Source organism: Mesorhizobium sp. M0296, from assembly GCF_040321675.1.
In the GTDB taxonomy this organism is placed as follows: domain Bacteria; phylum Pseudomonadota; class Alphaproteobacteria; order Rhizobiales; family Rhizobiaceae; genus Mesorhizobium.
The window spans coordinates 44,932-59,551 of record NZ_JAMYRZ010000004.1 but is presented as its reverse complement, the minus strand read 5'-3'; the positions used below and the strand labels follow the sequence as shown (position 1 = coordinate 59,551).

Sequence of the window (14,620 nt, the reverse complement as noted above, 5' to 3'; positions counted from 1 at the left end):
ACGGCGTCGCCCGGCGCCCCCCAAGGACGCCGAGAATGCCGCGTGCAACGTATAATCGATTAGCCGGAAGCGCCTCAAGCGTGAGGCGCAGTCGAATCTTCGTGATCATGCGGCATTTGCCGCGACTGTGTTCAAACGACAACAGATCGCGGCATAAGTTGCCCTATTACTGGTTGGGGACCTGCGGCGTGGCCGGCGCGGTGGCGCCGTTTGTCGCTGGCGGCGTCGCCGGAGCGGTTGCCGGCGGCGTCGTTGCCGCGCCATTGCCGGACGGCGGGGTCGGCGCCGTGGTGCCCGAAGGCGGCGTCGGCGTCGTGGTTCCAGGCAATTGGTTGAGTACGCCCTTGCCTGCTCCGTCCGAGGTCGCCGGCACGCGATCGAGAATGTCGATCGGCTTCTCGCCATAGCGCGCAACGATCGACAGTGTCAGCGAAGTGACGAAGAAAGCGGCAGCCAGGATCGCCGTCGCCCGCGTCAGCGCATTGGCGGCGCCACGCGCGGTCATGAAGCCCGATCCGCCGCCGATGCCGAGGCCGCCGCCTTCGGAGCGCTGCAGCAGCACCACGCCGACAAGCGCGAGCACGACCATGAGGTGGACGACGATCAGTACGGTTTCCATAATTTACCCTGGCAAGGCCTTGTGCGGCCGCTGATTTGGAGGCGGCTCAATACAATGCTTTGACGGCATTTCCAAGCCCGTGGCCGGAATATGGGAAGCAATGCGTCCTTTGCAACGATTTCCGCGCCGGCCGTCCGCTCAAATGCAGCAAGCAGCCCTTGTATCAAGCGATGTTTCGATAGGCTTCCGCGATGCCGAGGAAGTCCGCCGCCTTTAGGCTGGCGCCGCCGACCAGCGCGCCATCGACATTCCTGACGCCGAGCAACTCGACGGCGTTGGACGGCTTGACCGAGCCGCCGTAGAGAATGCGCATCTTGGCCGCCGTATTGCCGAGCTTCCGTGCCAGTTCTTCGCGGATATGCGCATGTGCCTCGGCGACGTCGGCGGCGGTCGGGGTCAAGCCGGTCCCAATCGCCCATATTGGCTCATAGGCAATGACGGTGTTGGAACCCGTGGCGTTTGGCGGGACCGAGCCAGCGACCTGGCGCGACAGCACGTCGAGCGTGGCTCCTGCTTCTCGTTCGGCTCTTGTCTCACCAATGCAGATGATGGCCACCAGCCCGGCGCGCCATGCGGCGGAGGCCTTGGCCTGGACCAAGGCATCGTCCTCCTTGCGATCGGCGCGGCATTCGGAATGGCCGACGATGACATGGCTGGCACCTGCATCCTTCAGCATCTCGGCCGAAATGCAGCCGGTATAGGCGCCGCTTTCCTCGGTGTGGCAATCCTCTCCGCCGGCCCGCACCGGCGTGCGCGACAGAATCTCGGCGGCGTGCGCAAGCAAGGTCGCCGGCACGCAGACCACCGCTTCGGTCTCGGCGTCGAGCCCACTCATGAAGCCGTTGCCGATCATCCTGAGCTCGTTGAGCGAGGCGCTAGTGCCGTTCATTTTCCAGTTGCCGGCGACGAGCGGGCGGATTCCAGGCGTCATGGGATTTGTTTCTCCAGGCAATTTCCAGCTGGCCCTCACTATCAAAATCAGGCCACAAAGCAATCGACAGTGGGCAGGAAGGGCGCTATTGCGCTTGTTTCAGACTCGGCGCATGCGAAATGCGCAAAAATCGGAAGTACTCATGCTTGGTATGTTGAGAAGCGCGGCGGGGACCTGGGTCGCTAAACTGCTGCTGTCATTGTTGGTGTTGAGCTTCGCCGTCTGGGGCATCTCGGGCCGCCTGATGGGCGGTCTTGCCGGCCATGATGCCGTGATCACGGCCGGAGGCACCAAGGTCTCGATCAACGAATACCGCCTCGCCTACGATCGCCAGCTCAGCGTCATGTCGCAGCAATTCGGCCAACGCATCAGCCGTGAGCAAGCGACGGCGCTCGGCATCGACAACCAGGTGCTGGCGCAACTCGTGTCGGGCGCTGTCCTCGACGAGCAGGCCCGCAAGCTCGGACTCGGCCTGTCAAAGGACCGGCTCGCCGAACTGACGCGTGAAGACCCGGCGTTCAAAGGGCCTGCCGGAAGCTTCGACAGGAGAACCTTCGAGTACCTGCTTCGGCAGATCGGAATGCGGCCGGAAGACTATTTGAAGAACCGCGCCCAGGTCGCGGTCCGCCAGCAGATCGTCGAGGCGGTTTCGGACGGCCTCAAGGCCCCGGATACTTTCTTCAAGGCGGTCGCGCTCTATCGCGGCGAAGATCGCACCATCGACTACCTGACCTTGCCGAAATCGCTGGTCGAACCGATAGAAGCGCCGTCCGACAGCGCGCTTTCGGCCTATTTCGAGGAAAACAAGAAAACCTACGCCGCGCCCGAATACCGTAAGTTCTCCTATGTCAGGCTCGAACCGGAAGACATCATGGATTTGAGCGCGGTGACCGACCAACAGGTCAGCGACGACTACAATAAGAACAAGGCGCGCTACACCACACCGGAGATGCGCACCATCGAGCAGCTTGTGTTCAAGACACCTGATGCCGCAAAGGCGGCGCTCGATTCGCTCAGGACCGGCGCGACCTTCGACAAGATCGTCGCTGCCGAAGGCAAGACGCCGGCCGACACGCTGCTCGGCACGCTGGCCAAGGACAAGATCGCCGACAAGGCGGTCGCCGATGCTGCCTTCAAACTAAACGTCAATGAGGTCAGCCCGGTCGTACAGGGCGCCTTTGGTCCCGTTCTGCTGCGCGTCACCGAGATCAAGCCCGAAGTGGTGAAGCCGCTGGCCGAAGTGTCCGAGCAGATCCGCAAGGACCTGGCACTGGGCGAGGCAAGCCGCATCTTGCTGGACGTGCACGACAATTACGAGGATACGCGCGCCTCGGGCAGTTCGCTCGCCGAGGCAGCCGCCAAATTGAAGCTGAAGGTCGTCACCATCGATGCCATCGACCGCACCGGCCAACGGCCGGATGGAAGCATCGTCAAAGACCTGCCGGAATCGCCGGCACTCATCAAGGCGGTGTTCGAATCCGAACCCGGAACCGACAATGAAGGCCTCACCACCGCCGATAATGGCTTCGTCTTCTACGACGTGAGCGCGATCACGCCTGCCCGCGACCGCACATTGGACGAAGTCCGCCAGAAGGTCGTGGCCGACTGGACCGCGGCGGAGACCACCAAACGGCTCACCGCAAAAGCACAGGAGCTCGAGAAGCGTCTCAAGGCTGGCGCCACGCTCGAGGTGATCGCCGGTGAGCTCAAGCTCGAAAAGCAGACCAAGCGCGGCGTCAAGCGCGATGCTGACGACGTCGATTTCGGCAAGGAAGGCGCCGCCGCGATGTTCGGCGTCGGCGAAGGCGGCACCGGGCTGATCCCCTCGCCCACGGGCGACGGACAGATCCTGTTCAAGGTTGCCGAGGTATTCGAGCCCGCCGGGGCCGACGCCAGCTCAGTACCCGAGGACGCACAGAAGTCCTTCACATCCGGCATGTCCGACGACCTGCTCGACCAGTTGGTAGCGCAGTTGCAGACGCAATATGACGTCCGCATCGATCAGACGGCCGTAACCCAAGCCCTGGCCAGATGAGCGCGCTGAAGATCCACATCGCCAAGGTCGCCGCCGGCAGCGCTCTTTCTTTCGAGGAGGCGCGCGAGGCCTTCGACATCATCATGTCGGGCGATGCTACCCCCGGCCAGATCGGCGGCTTCTTGATGGCATTGCGCGTGCGCGGTGAGACCGTCAGCGAGATCGCCGGCGCCGTCGCCACCATGCGCGCCAAGATGCTGCGTGTCGAAGCCCCCGAGGGCGCCATCGACATTGTCGGCACCGGCGGCGACAATTCGCACAGCGTCAACATTTCGACCGCATCCGCTTTCGTCATCGCCGGCAGCGGCGTGCCCGTCGCCAAGCACGGCAATCGCGGACTGTCCTCGCTGACCGGCGCCGCCGATGTGCTGATCGCATTGGGCGTCAAGATCGACATCCCTCCGGAGACGATCGGCCGCTGCATCCACGAGGCCGGCATTGGCTTCATGTTCGCGCCGGCGCATCACCCGGCGATGAAGCATGTCGGCCCGACCCGGGTCGAGCTCGGAACCCGCACCATCTTCAACCTGCTGGGCCCGCTTTCCAATCCGGCGAGTGTCAGACGGCAGATGGTCGGCGTGTTCCTGCCCGAATGGATCATGCCGGTGGCAGAAACGTTGAAGGAACTTGGTGCCGACCATGCCTGGATCGTCCATGGCGACGGCTATGACGAGATCACCACCACCGGCGAGACACTTGTCGCCGAACTGGCCGGCGGCGAGATCCGCAGCTTTACGCTGACCCCGGAAGCCGTCGGACTGAAGCGGCACAACAAGGACGAGTTGCGCGGCGGCGACGCCGCCCACAACGCCCAGGCACTGCGCGACATGCTGGGCGGCGCAGCCGGCGCCTTTCGCGATACGGTGCTGATGAATGCCGGCGCCGGGCTGGTGGTGGCCGGCAAAGCGACGACGCTTGCCGACGGCATGGTAACGGCGGCGCAGGCCATCGACAGCGGCCGCGCGCTGAAAGTGCTCGACAGGCTGATCGAGATTTCGAACGGTTAAAACCATGTCCGACATCCTGCGCAAGATCGAGGCTTACAAGCGCGACGAGATCGCGGCGGCCAAGGCGCGCGTGCCGCTCGCCGAGATCAAGGCACGGGCGACGGATGCCGACGCGCCGCGCGGCTTTCTTTCCGCCCTTGAAGCAAAGCGCAAATCCGGCAGGTTCGCGCTGATTGCCGAAATCAAGAAGGCTAGCCCATCCAAAGGCCTGATCCGCGCCGATTTCGATCCGCCGACGCTGGCCAGGGCCTATGCGAAGGGCGGTGCCGCCTGCCTTTCGGTGCTGACCGACGCACCCTCCTTCCAAGGCGCGCCCGAATTCCTCACCACTGCGCGCGCTGCCGTCGAGCTGCCTGCATTGCGCAAGGATTTCCTGTTTGACCCCTATCAGGTCTACGAGGCCAGGGCATGGGGCGCCGATGCCATCCTGATCATCATGGCCAGCGTCGACGACGCGTTGGCAAGAGAACTCGAAGCGACAGCGTTCGGGCTCGGCATGGACGCGCTGGTCGAAGTGCATGACGAGGCTGAAATGGAACGCGCGCTGCAGCTGTCGTCGCGGCTGATCGGAATCAACAACCGCAATCTCCGGACCTTCGAAGCCAGCCTACAGACCTCGGAGCGGCTGGTAGCGATGGTGCCGGCCGACCGCCATCTGGTCAGCGAGAGCGGTATCTTTTCGCGCGACGATTGCCGTCGGCTGGAGCAGAGCGGCATTGCGACTTTCCTGGTCGGCGAGAGCCTGATGCGCCAGCAGGACGTGGCCGCGGCAACGCGCCTGCTGTTGACGGGCAAGGCGCCGGCAGAGGTCGTTTGAGGATGGCGGCCGCCCTCACCCATCTTGGCGCGCAGGGCGAAGCCAACATGGTCGATGTCGGCGACAAGGCTGAGACGGTGCGCACGGCAGTCGCAGAAGGTTTTGTCGCGATGCGGCCCGAGACGCTGGACATGATCCTCGCCGGCGACGCCAAGAAGGGCGACGTGCTGGGCACCGCGCGCATTGCCGGCATCATGGCGGCCAAGAAGACGCATGAACTGATCCCGCTTTGCCATCCGCTGCTGCTGACCAGGATATCTGTCGATATCGAGGCGGACGCCGCGCTGCCCGGCCTGAAGGTGACAGCATTGACCCGCGTCACCGGCAAGACCGGCGTTGAGATGGAGGCTCTGAGTGCCGTCTCGGTCGCTTGCCTGACCATCTACGACATGGCCAAGGCGGTCGACCGCGCCATGGTCATCTCCGGCATCAGGCTGGTTGAAAAGACCGGCGGCAAATCCGGCGACTACAAGATCACCGGAGACGGGGCCACCGAGGCAGGCCGATAATGGCGCTGGTCCCAGTTGCCGAGGCGCTCGAGCGCCTGCTGGACGGCGCAGCAGCGCTGCCGGACGAACGCGTCGCACTGCTGGATGCCGCCGACCGCGTGCTGGCGGAGCCGGTTGTGGCGCTCCGCACCCAGCCGCCGTTCAACGCCTCCGCCATGGACGGCTATGCCGTGCGGGCGGCCGATATCGCGTCCGTACCGGCAAAGCTTTCGGTGGTCGGCATGGCGCCGGCCGGACGCGGCTTTGCCGGAACGGTGCAGCAGCGGCAGGCCGTGCGCATCTTTACTGGCGCGCCGCTTCCCGAAGGCGCCGACACTATCGTCATCCAGGAGAACGTCCGCGATCTCGGTGGCGGCAGCGTCGAAGTGACGGAACCGACGGTGCAGGGGCGCAACATCCGCCGCCTCGGGCTCGATTTCGCCAAGAGCGATGTCCTGCTGCCCAAAGGCCGCCTGCTCGACCCGGCGGCCTTGTCGCTGGCGGCATCGGCCAATCACCCCGAGGTGCGCGTGGTCAAACGGCCGCTGGTCGCCATCATCGCCACCGGCGACGAATTGCTGCCGCCGGGCAGCGATCTTGGCCCCGACCAGATCATCTCCTCTAACGCCTATGGTGTCGCCGCTGCCGCACAGTCGGTCGGTGCGCGCGCGCTCGACCTTGGCATCGCGCCGGACCGCAGGGAGGCGATCGCTGCGCTGGTTGAAAAGGCCGTGAAGGCTGGCGCGAACGTCATCGTCACGCTGGGCGGTGCCTCGGTCGGTGACCACGACTTCGTTCATGACGTACTGACCGGGCAAGGCATGACGCTCGATTTCTGGAAGATCGCCATGCGGCCGGGCAAGCCGCTGATGTTCGGGCGGCTGGGAGACATTCGCTGCATCGGCCTGCCCGGCAATCCGGTGGCAAGCCTGGTCTGCACTCAGCTCTTCCTGAAGCCGCTGCTGGCGCGGCTCGGCGGCCGCGCCTTTCAGCAGGATATACGTCGGGCACGGCTCGGTGCCGCCATGCCGGCCAACGATCTCAGGCAAGATTATGTGCGGGCTGTTGTCATAGATGACGCCGGTACGCTCGTGGCGACGCCGTTCGGCATCCAGGACTCCTCGATGCTGAAAATGCTGGCCGATGCCGACGGGCTGATCGTTCGCACGCCGTTCGCTCCTGCCGCGGCGGCGGGCTCCCCCTGCGACGTGCTGATGCTACGCTGAACCTGCCTCACTCCGAAATCAAGGTCCGGGTCAGCGGATGGTCTGGATCGGCCAAACCGTCGATGATGTTGAAATGATGCCGGTCAGGTTCGACCACCGAGCTGGTCGCGGAACCCAGGCCGATCCAGATGTTGGCCAGCAACGCGCTCTGACGCAGGAATTCGGCGCGCTCGCCGCCGCCGGCCCAGCAGGTCAGGCGGGCCTTGTCCATCGGGCGCAGCAGCACCGGACTTTCGGCCTGCGCCTCGGCCTCATCGATCGCCAGCGTCTCATTCATGCCGGTGCGCATGATCGGGCGCAAATCGTGCACCCCCGAGATCGACACCACATGACGAACGCGCCGGACGACTTCGGGCGCCAGCGGCGTCGTCGCCGTAACCATCCGGCTAACAAGATGGCCGCCGGCCGAGTGCCCGGTCAGCATCAGCGGCCCTGCAACGATCGCCGCCGCCTTGCCGATCGCCGCGCCGACTTCCTTGACGATGCCGCCGATGCGTATCTGCGGACAGAGCGTGTAGGACGGCATCGCCACCGCATAGCCGCGATCAACAGGGCCAGCGGCAAGATGCGACCAGAAATTCTTGTCGAATTCCATCCAGTAGCCGCCATGAACGAACACCACGAGTCCCTTAGGCTTGATGGCCGGCAGGAAAAGATCGAGCCGGTTGCATGGGTTGTCGCCATAGGCCATGTCGAGCCGCGCCCTGCCCTCGGTCGAAAGCACGTCGCGGAAAACCCGCGCGGGCTCGATCCAGGCCGCCGGCCAGCGATCGCTGCCGGCTATGTTGGCGCCGTTGGCATAGGCGTTGTCCCAATCGGCAATGTGACGTTCGAACACCCTGCGCCCTCCCTGGCAATATGGCCTTGCAACGTAGCCGTGAGCATCGCGCGGCGCGTCGTCGCCAGCCTCACGATTCCAGCTCTCGCATCAATCTCAAGTGACAGCTGCTTTGATGGCGAAGCGCGCATCCCTCCACGCACCGGTGCGCAGGATGTCCTCAAGCACTTTGACGGCCTGCCAGACATCGGCATAGCCAACATAGAGCGGGGTGAAGCCGAAGCGCATGGTCGATGGCGCGCGAAAATCGCCGATCACGCCACGTTCGATCAGCGCGCGCATGACCTGGTAGCCATGCTCATGCATGAATGAAATCTGGCTGCCGCGTTTTTCCCCATCGCGCGTGCTTTCGAGCGTGAGCCCGTAAGTGCCGCACTTTGCCTCGACAAGCTCGATGAACAGATCCGCCAGCGCGATGCTCTTCTTGCGCACCGCCGTCATGTCGACATCGTTCCAGATGTCGAGCGCGCCCTTCAGCGTGCGCATCGACAGCACCGGCTGGGTGCCGCACAGAAACCGGCGGATGCCGGTGCCGGCCGCATAGCCTGGCTCGAAGGCGAAGGGCCGTGCATGGCCCCACCAGCCGGTGAGCGGCTGCTGGATGTCGGAAAGATGCCGCTCAGCCGCATAGATGAAGGCAGGCGCGCCCGGGCCGCCATTCAGATATTTGTAGGTGCAGCCAACGGCAAAATCGGCGTTTGCCTTGTCGAGCTCGACTGGCATCGCGCCGGCGGTGTGGCAGAGATCCCAGACGATCATCGCCCCGGCTTCCTGAGCCCTGCGCGTCAGCGCCGGCATGTCGCGCAGTTGCCCGACTTGTAGTTGACGTGGTTGACCAGCACCACGGCGGTGCGTTCGTCGATCAGCTCTTCGATGCTCGGCGCGTCGACCCCCGAGAGGCGCAGCAGCGTATCTTTTCGCGTCGAAACCACACCCTCAGCCATGTAGAGGTCCGTCGGAAAACTATCGCCCTCGGCGACGATGACCTGCCGCTCCGGTCGCATGGCCATGGCGGCGTGCAGCAGCTTGTAGATGTTGACCGATGTCGTGTCGCAGACCACCGTCTGGCCGGCCGCGGCACCGATCAGGCGCCCGAGCTGGTCGCCAAGTTCAAGCGGCATGTTGAACCAGCCGGCCGTGTTCCATGCGCGGATGAGATCATGCGACCATTCTTCGGTCGCGGCCTTGCGCAGTTCATCGAAAGCGGCACGTGAAGCAGCTCCTAGCGAATTGCCGTCGAGATAGACCACTCCTTGCGGCAATACAAAGCGGTCGCGCATCGCGCGCAGCGGATCCGCGGCATCCATCGCCTTTATGGCCACGAGATCGGGAATTCCTGTCATGATTTGTCTGCTCCCCCAAGATCCAACGCAACGCCCGACACGCGTCGACTGTTCTTCCATTCCCTGGTTGCGCGCAGCAAGGCTCCACCGGCGAGAAGCAGCCTGACCAGGCGGTGGAAACCGGGGACTTAACCCGAGGTTGGCGTTTTGAGTTCGTTTCGTTCACGGTGCATCGACCAAACCGCACAGTCGATAGGGGTTCACTTCCGTGCCCTTTGCCGACCGACGGCCGATGTCAATGTGGCCTCCGGGAAGCCAGAAGGGCGCAAACGAAAGCAGAATCAAGGCGATGAGGCTCGCGGCGGTGAAAATACGGTACCCCGGTAGGGACGTCGTTTGTTTCCCGAGCCTTAACGCATTCATTAAACTTTAAACAGTTGCGGAACACAACTGGAACAGATAGTGTTTGTTCTGGGTTTGTTTTTCTGATTCTGTTGGGGGTCGCTATGCTGACACGCAAACAACACGAACTGCTTATGTTCATCCACGAAAGGTTGAAGGAAAGCGGTATCCCGCCTTCCTTCGACGAGATGAAGGAAGCGCTCGACCTGGCTTCCAAATCCGGAATCCACCGGCTGATTACGGCGCTGGAGGAGCGCGGCTTCATTCGCCGTTTGCCCAACCGGGCCCGTGCGCTGGAGGTGCTGCGCCTGCCTGACTCGATCGCCCCCGGCCTCAATGCGGCACGCAAGTTCTCGCCGAGTGTCATCCAGGGCAGTCTTGGGCAAGGCGGTCCTCGGCAAGGCAAGCCGACATCGTCGCGCGTGCCCGCAGCCGGAAATGACGACGATGTCGTCGCCGCCGTTTCGATCCCGGTGATGGGCCGCATCGCCGCCGGTGTGCCGATCGACGCCATCCAGCACCAGACGCATTCGATTTCGGTGCCGCCGGATATGATCATGGGCGGCGAGCATTATGCGCTCGAGGTCAAAGGCGATTCGATGATCGAGGCCGGCATTTTCGACGGCGACACGGTGATCATCCGCAATGCCGATACGGCGAGCCCCGGTGAGATCGTGGTGGCACTGGTCGACGAGGAGGAAGCGACGCTGAAGCGGTTCCGCCGCAAGGGCGCCTCGATCGCCCTGGAAGCCGCCAATCCGGCCTACGAGACGCGCATCTTCGGACCAGACAGGGTCAAGGTGCAGGGCAAGCTCGTCGGACTGATCCGCCGCTACTGAGCCCCGCCCTTGGCGCCGGCTTTGGGGTTGTCGGCCCTGCGGTATGGTGGCAGGCCCCGTGCCGCGCGTGAAAATTTCCGCTGCACGTGCCAGGGCCGGTATGATTTTTCGACCGCGAAACGGATTTCGGCGCGCGTTGCCGCTTGTGGATCGAAGTAGACGGCGGCACTTCCCGCGCGCGCCAGTTGCCGTTTGGTGACGACGAGGACCAGCCGGTCGTAGTAGCAGGGGTTATGCGCGGTGGCGTCGTCGATGACGATCAAGCTGGCAAAGGCGCAGGCTGGCCGCGCAGTATCGCGGTCCTTGGCTTGCGCGATGATCGCGCCGGATGGATGCCTGGCAAGGCAGAGGCCGTCCGTGCAAATGAACGGCATGCCCGGCGGTAGGTCGGCCGGATCGGCAATGTCGAATTGCGGGTCGTTCTTTGCAGGTGTTTCCGGCGCGACGATAGCCTCTGATGTGAGCGCGCGTTTCCAGTTGTCGATGGTGAACTCATTCGGGCGTGCCCGGTTGACCGCGAGTTCACCGCTGCCGATCGGCAGCGCGACCAGCCGTGCGTCCTCCGAGACCAATACGTCGGGTATGCGTGTCTGCGTTGTCGTCAGCAAGCCGGCGAGCGCAAAAGGAAGTGCCGCCAGCCGCAACCAGGTCGTCGCCATGCTGGCAATGACGAGGGCGATCGTCACCAGAAGGACGGATCTCAGCGAAATCAGCCCGACCGCATCGATCGGCGAGCGCTCCGAGATCCACCCGGACAGGGCGATCATCGCCGTCAGCCCCTTGCCCATGACATAGAGGAAAGGGCCATCCGCACCGAACGGCATCGCCAGCGCGCTGAGAACGGCGAAGGGCATGACGACCAGTGAGACGATGGGCATGATGGCCAGATTGGCGAACAGGCTGAGCGGCGCCACGCGCTGGAAATGCCATATGGCGAAAAGCGCCGTGGCGCTCCCTGCAATGATCGAGGTCATCGCCAGACCGCACATGCCCAGCAGGACCTTTCGAGTGGCAAAGCGTAGCGGCGACAGCCGCGGCGGCGGCATGGTGGCCCTGCCGGCGCGGTAATCGGACCAGCCTGCATAGGCGCCGACAAGGGCCGCCGTCGCGGCGAAGGACATCTGGAAACTCGGACCGACCACCTCGTGCGGCGACACCAGGATGACCGCGATGGCCGAGATCGCCAGGTTGCGCATGGTGAGCGCGGCCCGGTCGAACAGCACGGCGATAAGCATCACCGCCAGCATGATGAAGCTGCGTTCGGCCGCCACGACAATGCCGGAAAAGACGAGGTAGGCCGCAATCGAAAAAAGCGCGGCGGCCGCGGCATATTTCTTGACCGGCCGTCGCGATGAGAAATCGGGAAACAGCGCAAAGGCACCCCGCAGCAGCGCCATGATGGTGCCGGCGACCAACGCCATATGTAGCCCCGAGATGGAGATGATGTGGTAGATGCCGGTGCGCCGCATCGCTTCGTTGATCTCCTCGGGAATGCCGGCGCGCACGCCGACGATCAGCGCAGCAGCAATCTCGCCCTCGGCACCGCCGATGCGGCTGCGGATATGGTCGGCGATGGATTCGCGCGCGTCTTCGATCGCGGAAGAAAGCTGCGCGCCAAGCGGCATGCTGCCCGACGACACGACTTTCGGATTGCCGAGAAAAAAGCCGCTGCCGCCGATACCGGCGAAATAGCTGTCGAAGGAGAAATCATAGCTGTCGGGCCGCACCGGGCCGGTCGGCGGCAGCAGCCGCACATAGCCGGTGATCTCGGAACCGGCGGTCAGCTCAGCCGGTATCTTCATCGCCGAAACGCGGACCCGTTCCGGCATGTAGCGCAGTGTCGGCCTGGCCGTTGAGATCACATCGATTGTCAGCCTGATGCGGCCGCTTGCCATGGGCTCGTACGATACGACGCGACCCGTCAGCCGCGTCGAGATTTCGGAGCCGAGCATATGCATTCCGACACGCCATGTCTCGAACTTGGCGGCAAGTACGCCAAGCGCGCAGAGCAGCGCCACCATGAAGCACAGGCGCGTCCTGGGCCATGACCGCGAGACGACGGCACAAAGGGCCGCGAGGAGCGCGATTGCGATCGGCTGTGGAAAGGCCGGCTCCACCGAGAGCCCGAAATATACGACCACCCCGCATGCGAGGAACACCGGCACCAGCAGGAAGGCAATGCCGCGGTCAAGTTCCAGGCCGGCTGCCGTGGTTACGCTGTTGCGGATACGGGACGGTGACGGGAGGCGGAAACGCCTGGGCAGGCGTACGATGGGCTCGCCCGCGGGCACGAGAACCGCTGCTCGGTCGCTGGCCGGCAGCGACGGAGCATCGAAGCGCGGAGCAGGTAGCAATGCCGGTGCCGGCAGGACAGGCGGGGGAGCGGCAAACAGCAAGCGTTCGCTGACGCCGCTGCCAACGTCCTCGCCCTCGCCCGTACCACGGCCTCGCACAGCCATCGGGTCTGCCCCTTGCGCCCTCGACCTCCTATGCTACATGAACGCGCAACGCGCGAAAGTCCGCAAACCCACTTCCTTCGCCCGCCTGAGAGTTCCATGCCCGATAAGGTCGTCACCCGTTTTGCCCCCTCGCCCACCGGCTACCTGCACATCGGCGGCGCGCGGACGGCGCTGTTCAACTGGCTGTATGCCAAGCACACAGGCGGCACGATGCTGCTGCGCATCGAGGACACCGACCGCGAGCGCTCCACCGATGCGGCAAGCGCGGCCATTCTCGACGGGCTTTCCTGGCTTGGCCTGACATGGGACGGCGAGCCGGTGTCGCAGTTCGAGCGTGCGCCGCGCCATCGCGAGGTGGCCGAGGAGCTCGTTCGTATGGGCAAGGCCTATTATTGTTATGCGACGCCTGCCGAGCTAGAGGCAATGCGCGAGAGCGCACGGGCCAAGGGGCTGCCTCCCCGCTATGATGGACGCTGGCGCGACCGCGACCCGTCGGAGGCGCCGCCCGGCGCCAAGGGGGCGATCCGCATCAAGGCGCCGACAGACGGCGAGACGGTGGTGCATGACCGCGTCCAGGGCGACGTGCGCTTTCCCAACAAGGATCTCGACGATTTCATTATTCTGCGCTCGGACGGCAATCCCACCTACATGCATGCCGTCGTCGTCGACGATCACGACATGGGCATCACCCACATCATCCGCGGCGACGATCATTTGACCAACGCCGCACGCCAGACCGTAATCTATCAGGCCATGGGCTGGAAGGTGCCGTCGATGTCGCATATCCCGCTGATCCACGGTGCCGACGGCGCCAAGCTGTCGAAGCGGCACGGTGCGCTTGGCGTCGAAGCCTATCGCGCCATGGGCTACCTGCCGGAGGCGCTGCTCAACTATCTTGCGAGGCTTGGCTGGAGCCACGGCGACGATGAGATCATGTCGATCGCCGACATGATTGCATGGTTCGACATTGGCGACGTCAACAAGGGCGCCGCCCGTTTCGACTTCGCCAAGCTCGAGGCGCTTAACGGCGTGCATATGCGCCGGATGAACGACGCGGCGCTGCTCGACATCTTCATCGCCACTCTGCCCTATCTTGAAGGCGGCCCGGCAATCGCCGCGCGCCTCGACGACAGACGCAGGGCGCAACTGCTTGCCGCTTTGCCGGGCCTGAAGGAGCGCGCCAAGACGCTGGTCGAACTTGTTGAAGGGGCTGCATTCCTTTTCGTCGAGCGGCCGCTGCCGGTCGACGAGAAGGCGGCGGCGCTGCTCAGCGGTGAGGCGCGCGCGATCCTGCGGGGCGCTCATGCGGCACTAGCCACGGTTTCGGAGTGGTCTGCCGCCTCAGCCGAAGCCGCGATCCGCGACTATGCGCAGGCCGCCAGCCATAAACTCGGCGCCGTGGCCCAACCTTTGCGCGCCGCGCTCACCGGCAAAAGTACCTCGCCAGGTGTCTTTGATGTGCTTGCCGTGCTTGGCCGCGAGGAAAGCCTGGCGCGGATCGCTGATCAAATCGATTAGCAAACTGGCCCAAGAAGATTGGCATTGAAAGGTGTGTTTCGCAGTGCAACATTGGGTCTTGGCCTAATCTGCCGCGCAGATTCAATTGCGGGCGCAAATGTGCGTATTCCGATGCTTTTGACGTGTTGGGTTCAGATATTTTGCCTTTGCCGGCCTGA

General features: G+C 64.1%; 11 protein-coding genes and 1 pseudogene. 7 read left to right on the top strand and 5 right to left on the bottom strand.

Features of this window, described 5'->3' with window-relative positions; translation table 11 throughout:
- Positions 1-166 precede the first annotated feature (166 nt).
- Both secG and tpiA read right to left on the bottom strand, forming a co-directional pair.
- Positions 167-619, bottom strand: a complete 453-nt coding sequence (gene secG, locus NKI97_RS05870; protein WP_254817294.1) for a preprotein translocase subunit SecG — start codon at positions 617-619, stop codon at positions 167-169.
- Positions 620-782: 163 nt separating this feature from the next.
- Positions 783-1,550 carry a triose-phosphate isomerase gene (tpiA, locus tag NKI97_RS05865; protein ID WP_352448837.1) on the bottom strand — a complete coding sequence of 256 codons (768 nt, stop codon included), beginning with the start codon at positions 1,548-1,550 and terminating at the stop codon, positions 783-785.
- Between the two features lie 142 nt (positions 1,551-1,692).
- Here tpiA and NKI97_RS05860 point away from each other — a divergent pair, with 142 nt between their 5' ends.
- From NKI97_RS05860 to NKI97_RS05840, 5 genes are read left to right on the top strand one after another with little or no spacing between them, the layout of a single operon-like run.
- Positions 1,693-3,585, top strand: coding sequence for a SurA N-terminal domain-containing protein (locus tag NKI97_RS05860; protein WP_352448836.1), 1,893 nt, complete (start codon positions 1,693-1,695; stop codon positions 3,583-3,585).
- Complete coding sequence (gene trpD, locus NKI97_RS05855) at positions 3,582-4,592, top strand: anthranilate phosphoribosyltransferase (RefSeq protein ID WP_352448835.1); 1,011 nt, start codon at positions 3,582-3,584, stop codon at positions 4,590-4,592. The genes NKI97_RS05860 and trpD overlap by 4 nt, the downstream gene beginning before the upstream one ends.
- Positions 4,593-4,596: 4 nt before the next feature.
- The gene (gene trpC, locus NKI97_RS05850; protein ID WP_352448834.1) at positions 4,597-5,409 is read left to right on the top strand and encodes an indole-3-glycerol phosphate synthase TrpC; all 813 of its coding nucleotides are present in this window, start codon (positions 4,597-4,599) and stop codon (positions 5,407-5,409) included.
- A 2-nt stretch (positions 5,410-5,411) separates the two neighbouring features.
- Positions 5,412-5,918: a cyclic pyranopterin monophosphate synthase MoaC gene (moaC, locus tag NKI97_RS05845; RefSeq protein ID WP_352448833.1), complete on the top strand. Its 507-nt coding sequence runs from the start codon at positions 5,412-5,414 to the stop codon at positions 5,916-5,918.
- A complete protein-coding gene (locus NKI97_RS05840; protein ID WP_352448832.1) occupies positions 5,918-7,123 on the top strand; it encodes a molybdopterin molybdotransferase MoeA in 1,206 nt (401 codons plus the stop codon). Before moaC ends, NKI97_RS05840 begins: the two co-directional genes overlap by 1 nt.
- 7 nt (positions 7,124-7,130) lie before the next feature.
- Here NKI97_RS05840 and NKI97_RS05835 read toward each other — a convergent pair whose 3' ends face one another.
- Together NKI97_RS05835 and kynU are read right to left on the bottom strand one after the other, a co-directional pair.
- The gene (locus tag NKI97_RS05835) at positions 7,131-7,961 is read right to left on the bottom strand and encodes a hormone-sensitive lipase (protein ID WP_352448831.1); all 831 of its coding nucleotides are present in this window, start codon (positions 7,959-7,961) and stop codon (positions 7,131-7,133) included.
- 96 nt (positions 7,962-8,057) lie between these two features.
- Positions 8,058-9,304, bottom strand: a pseudogene (gene kynU, locus NKI97_RS05830) (kynureninase).
- Positions 9,305-9,750: 446 nt separating this feature from the next.
- Here kynU and lexA point away from each other — a divergent pair.
- Positions 9,751-10,485, top strand: coding sequence for a transcriptional repressor LexA (gene lexA, locus NKI97_RS05825; protein ID WP_352448829.1), 735 nt, complete (start codon positions 9,751-9,753; stop codon positions 10,483-10,485).
- Here lexA and NKI97_RS05820 read toward each other — a convergent pair.
- A complete protein-coding gene (locus NKI97_RS05820) occupies positions 10,479-12,944 on the bottom strand; it encodes a ComEC/Rec2 family competence protein (protein ID WP_352833052.1) in 2,466 nt (821 codons plus the stop codon). The two genes, lexA and NKI97_RS05820, sit on opposite strands and share 7 nt — an antisense overlap.
- A 96-nt stretch (positions 12,945-13,040) precedes the next feature.
- On the opposite strand from NKI97_RS05820, the gene gltX reads away from it, so the two are divergent.
- Complete coding sequence (gene gltX / locus NKI97_RS05815) at positions 13,041-14,462, top strand: glutamate--tRNA ligase (RefSeq protein ID WP_352448827.1); 1,422 nt, start codon at positions 13,041-13,043, stop codon at positions 14,460-14,462.
- The last annotated feature ends 158 nt before the right edge of the window (positions 14,463-14,620 follow it).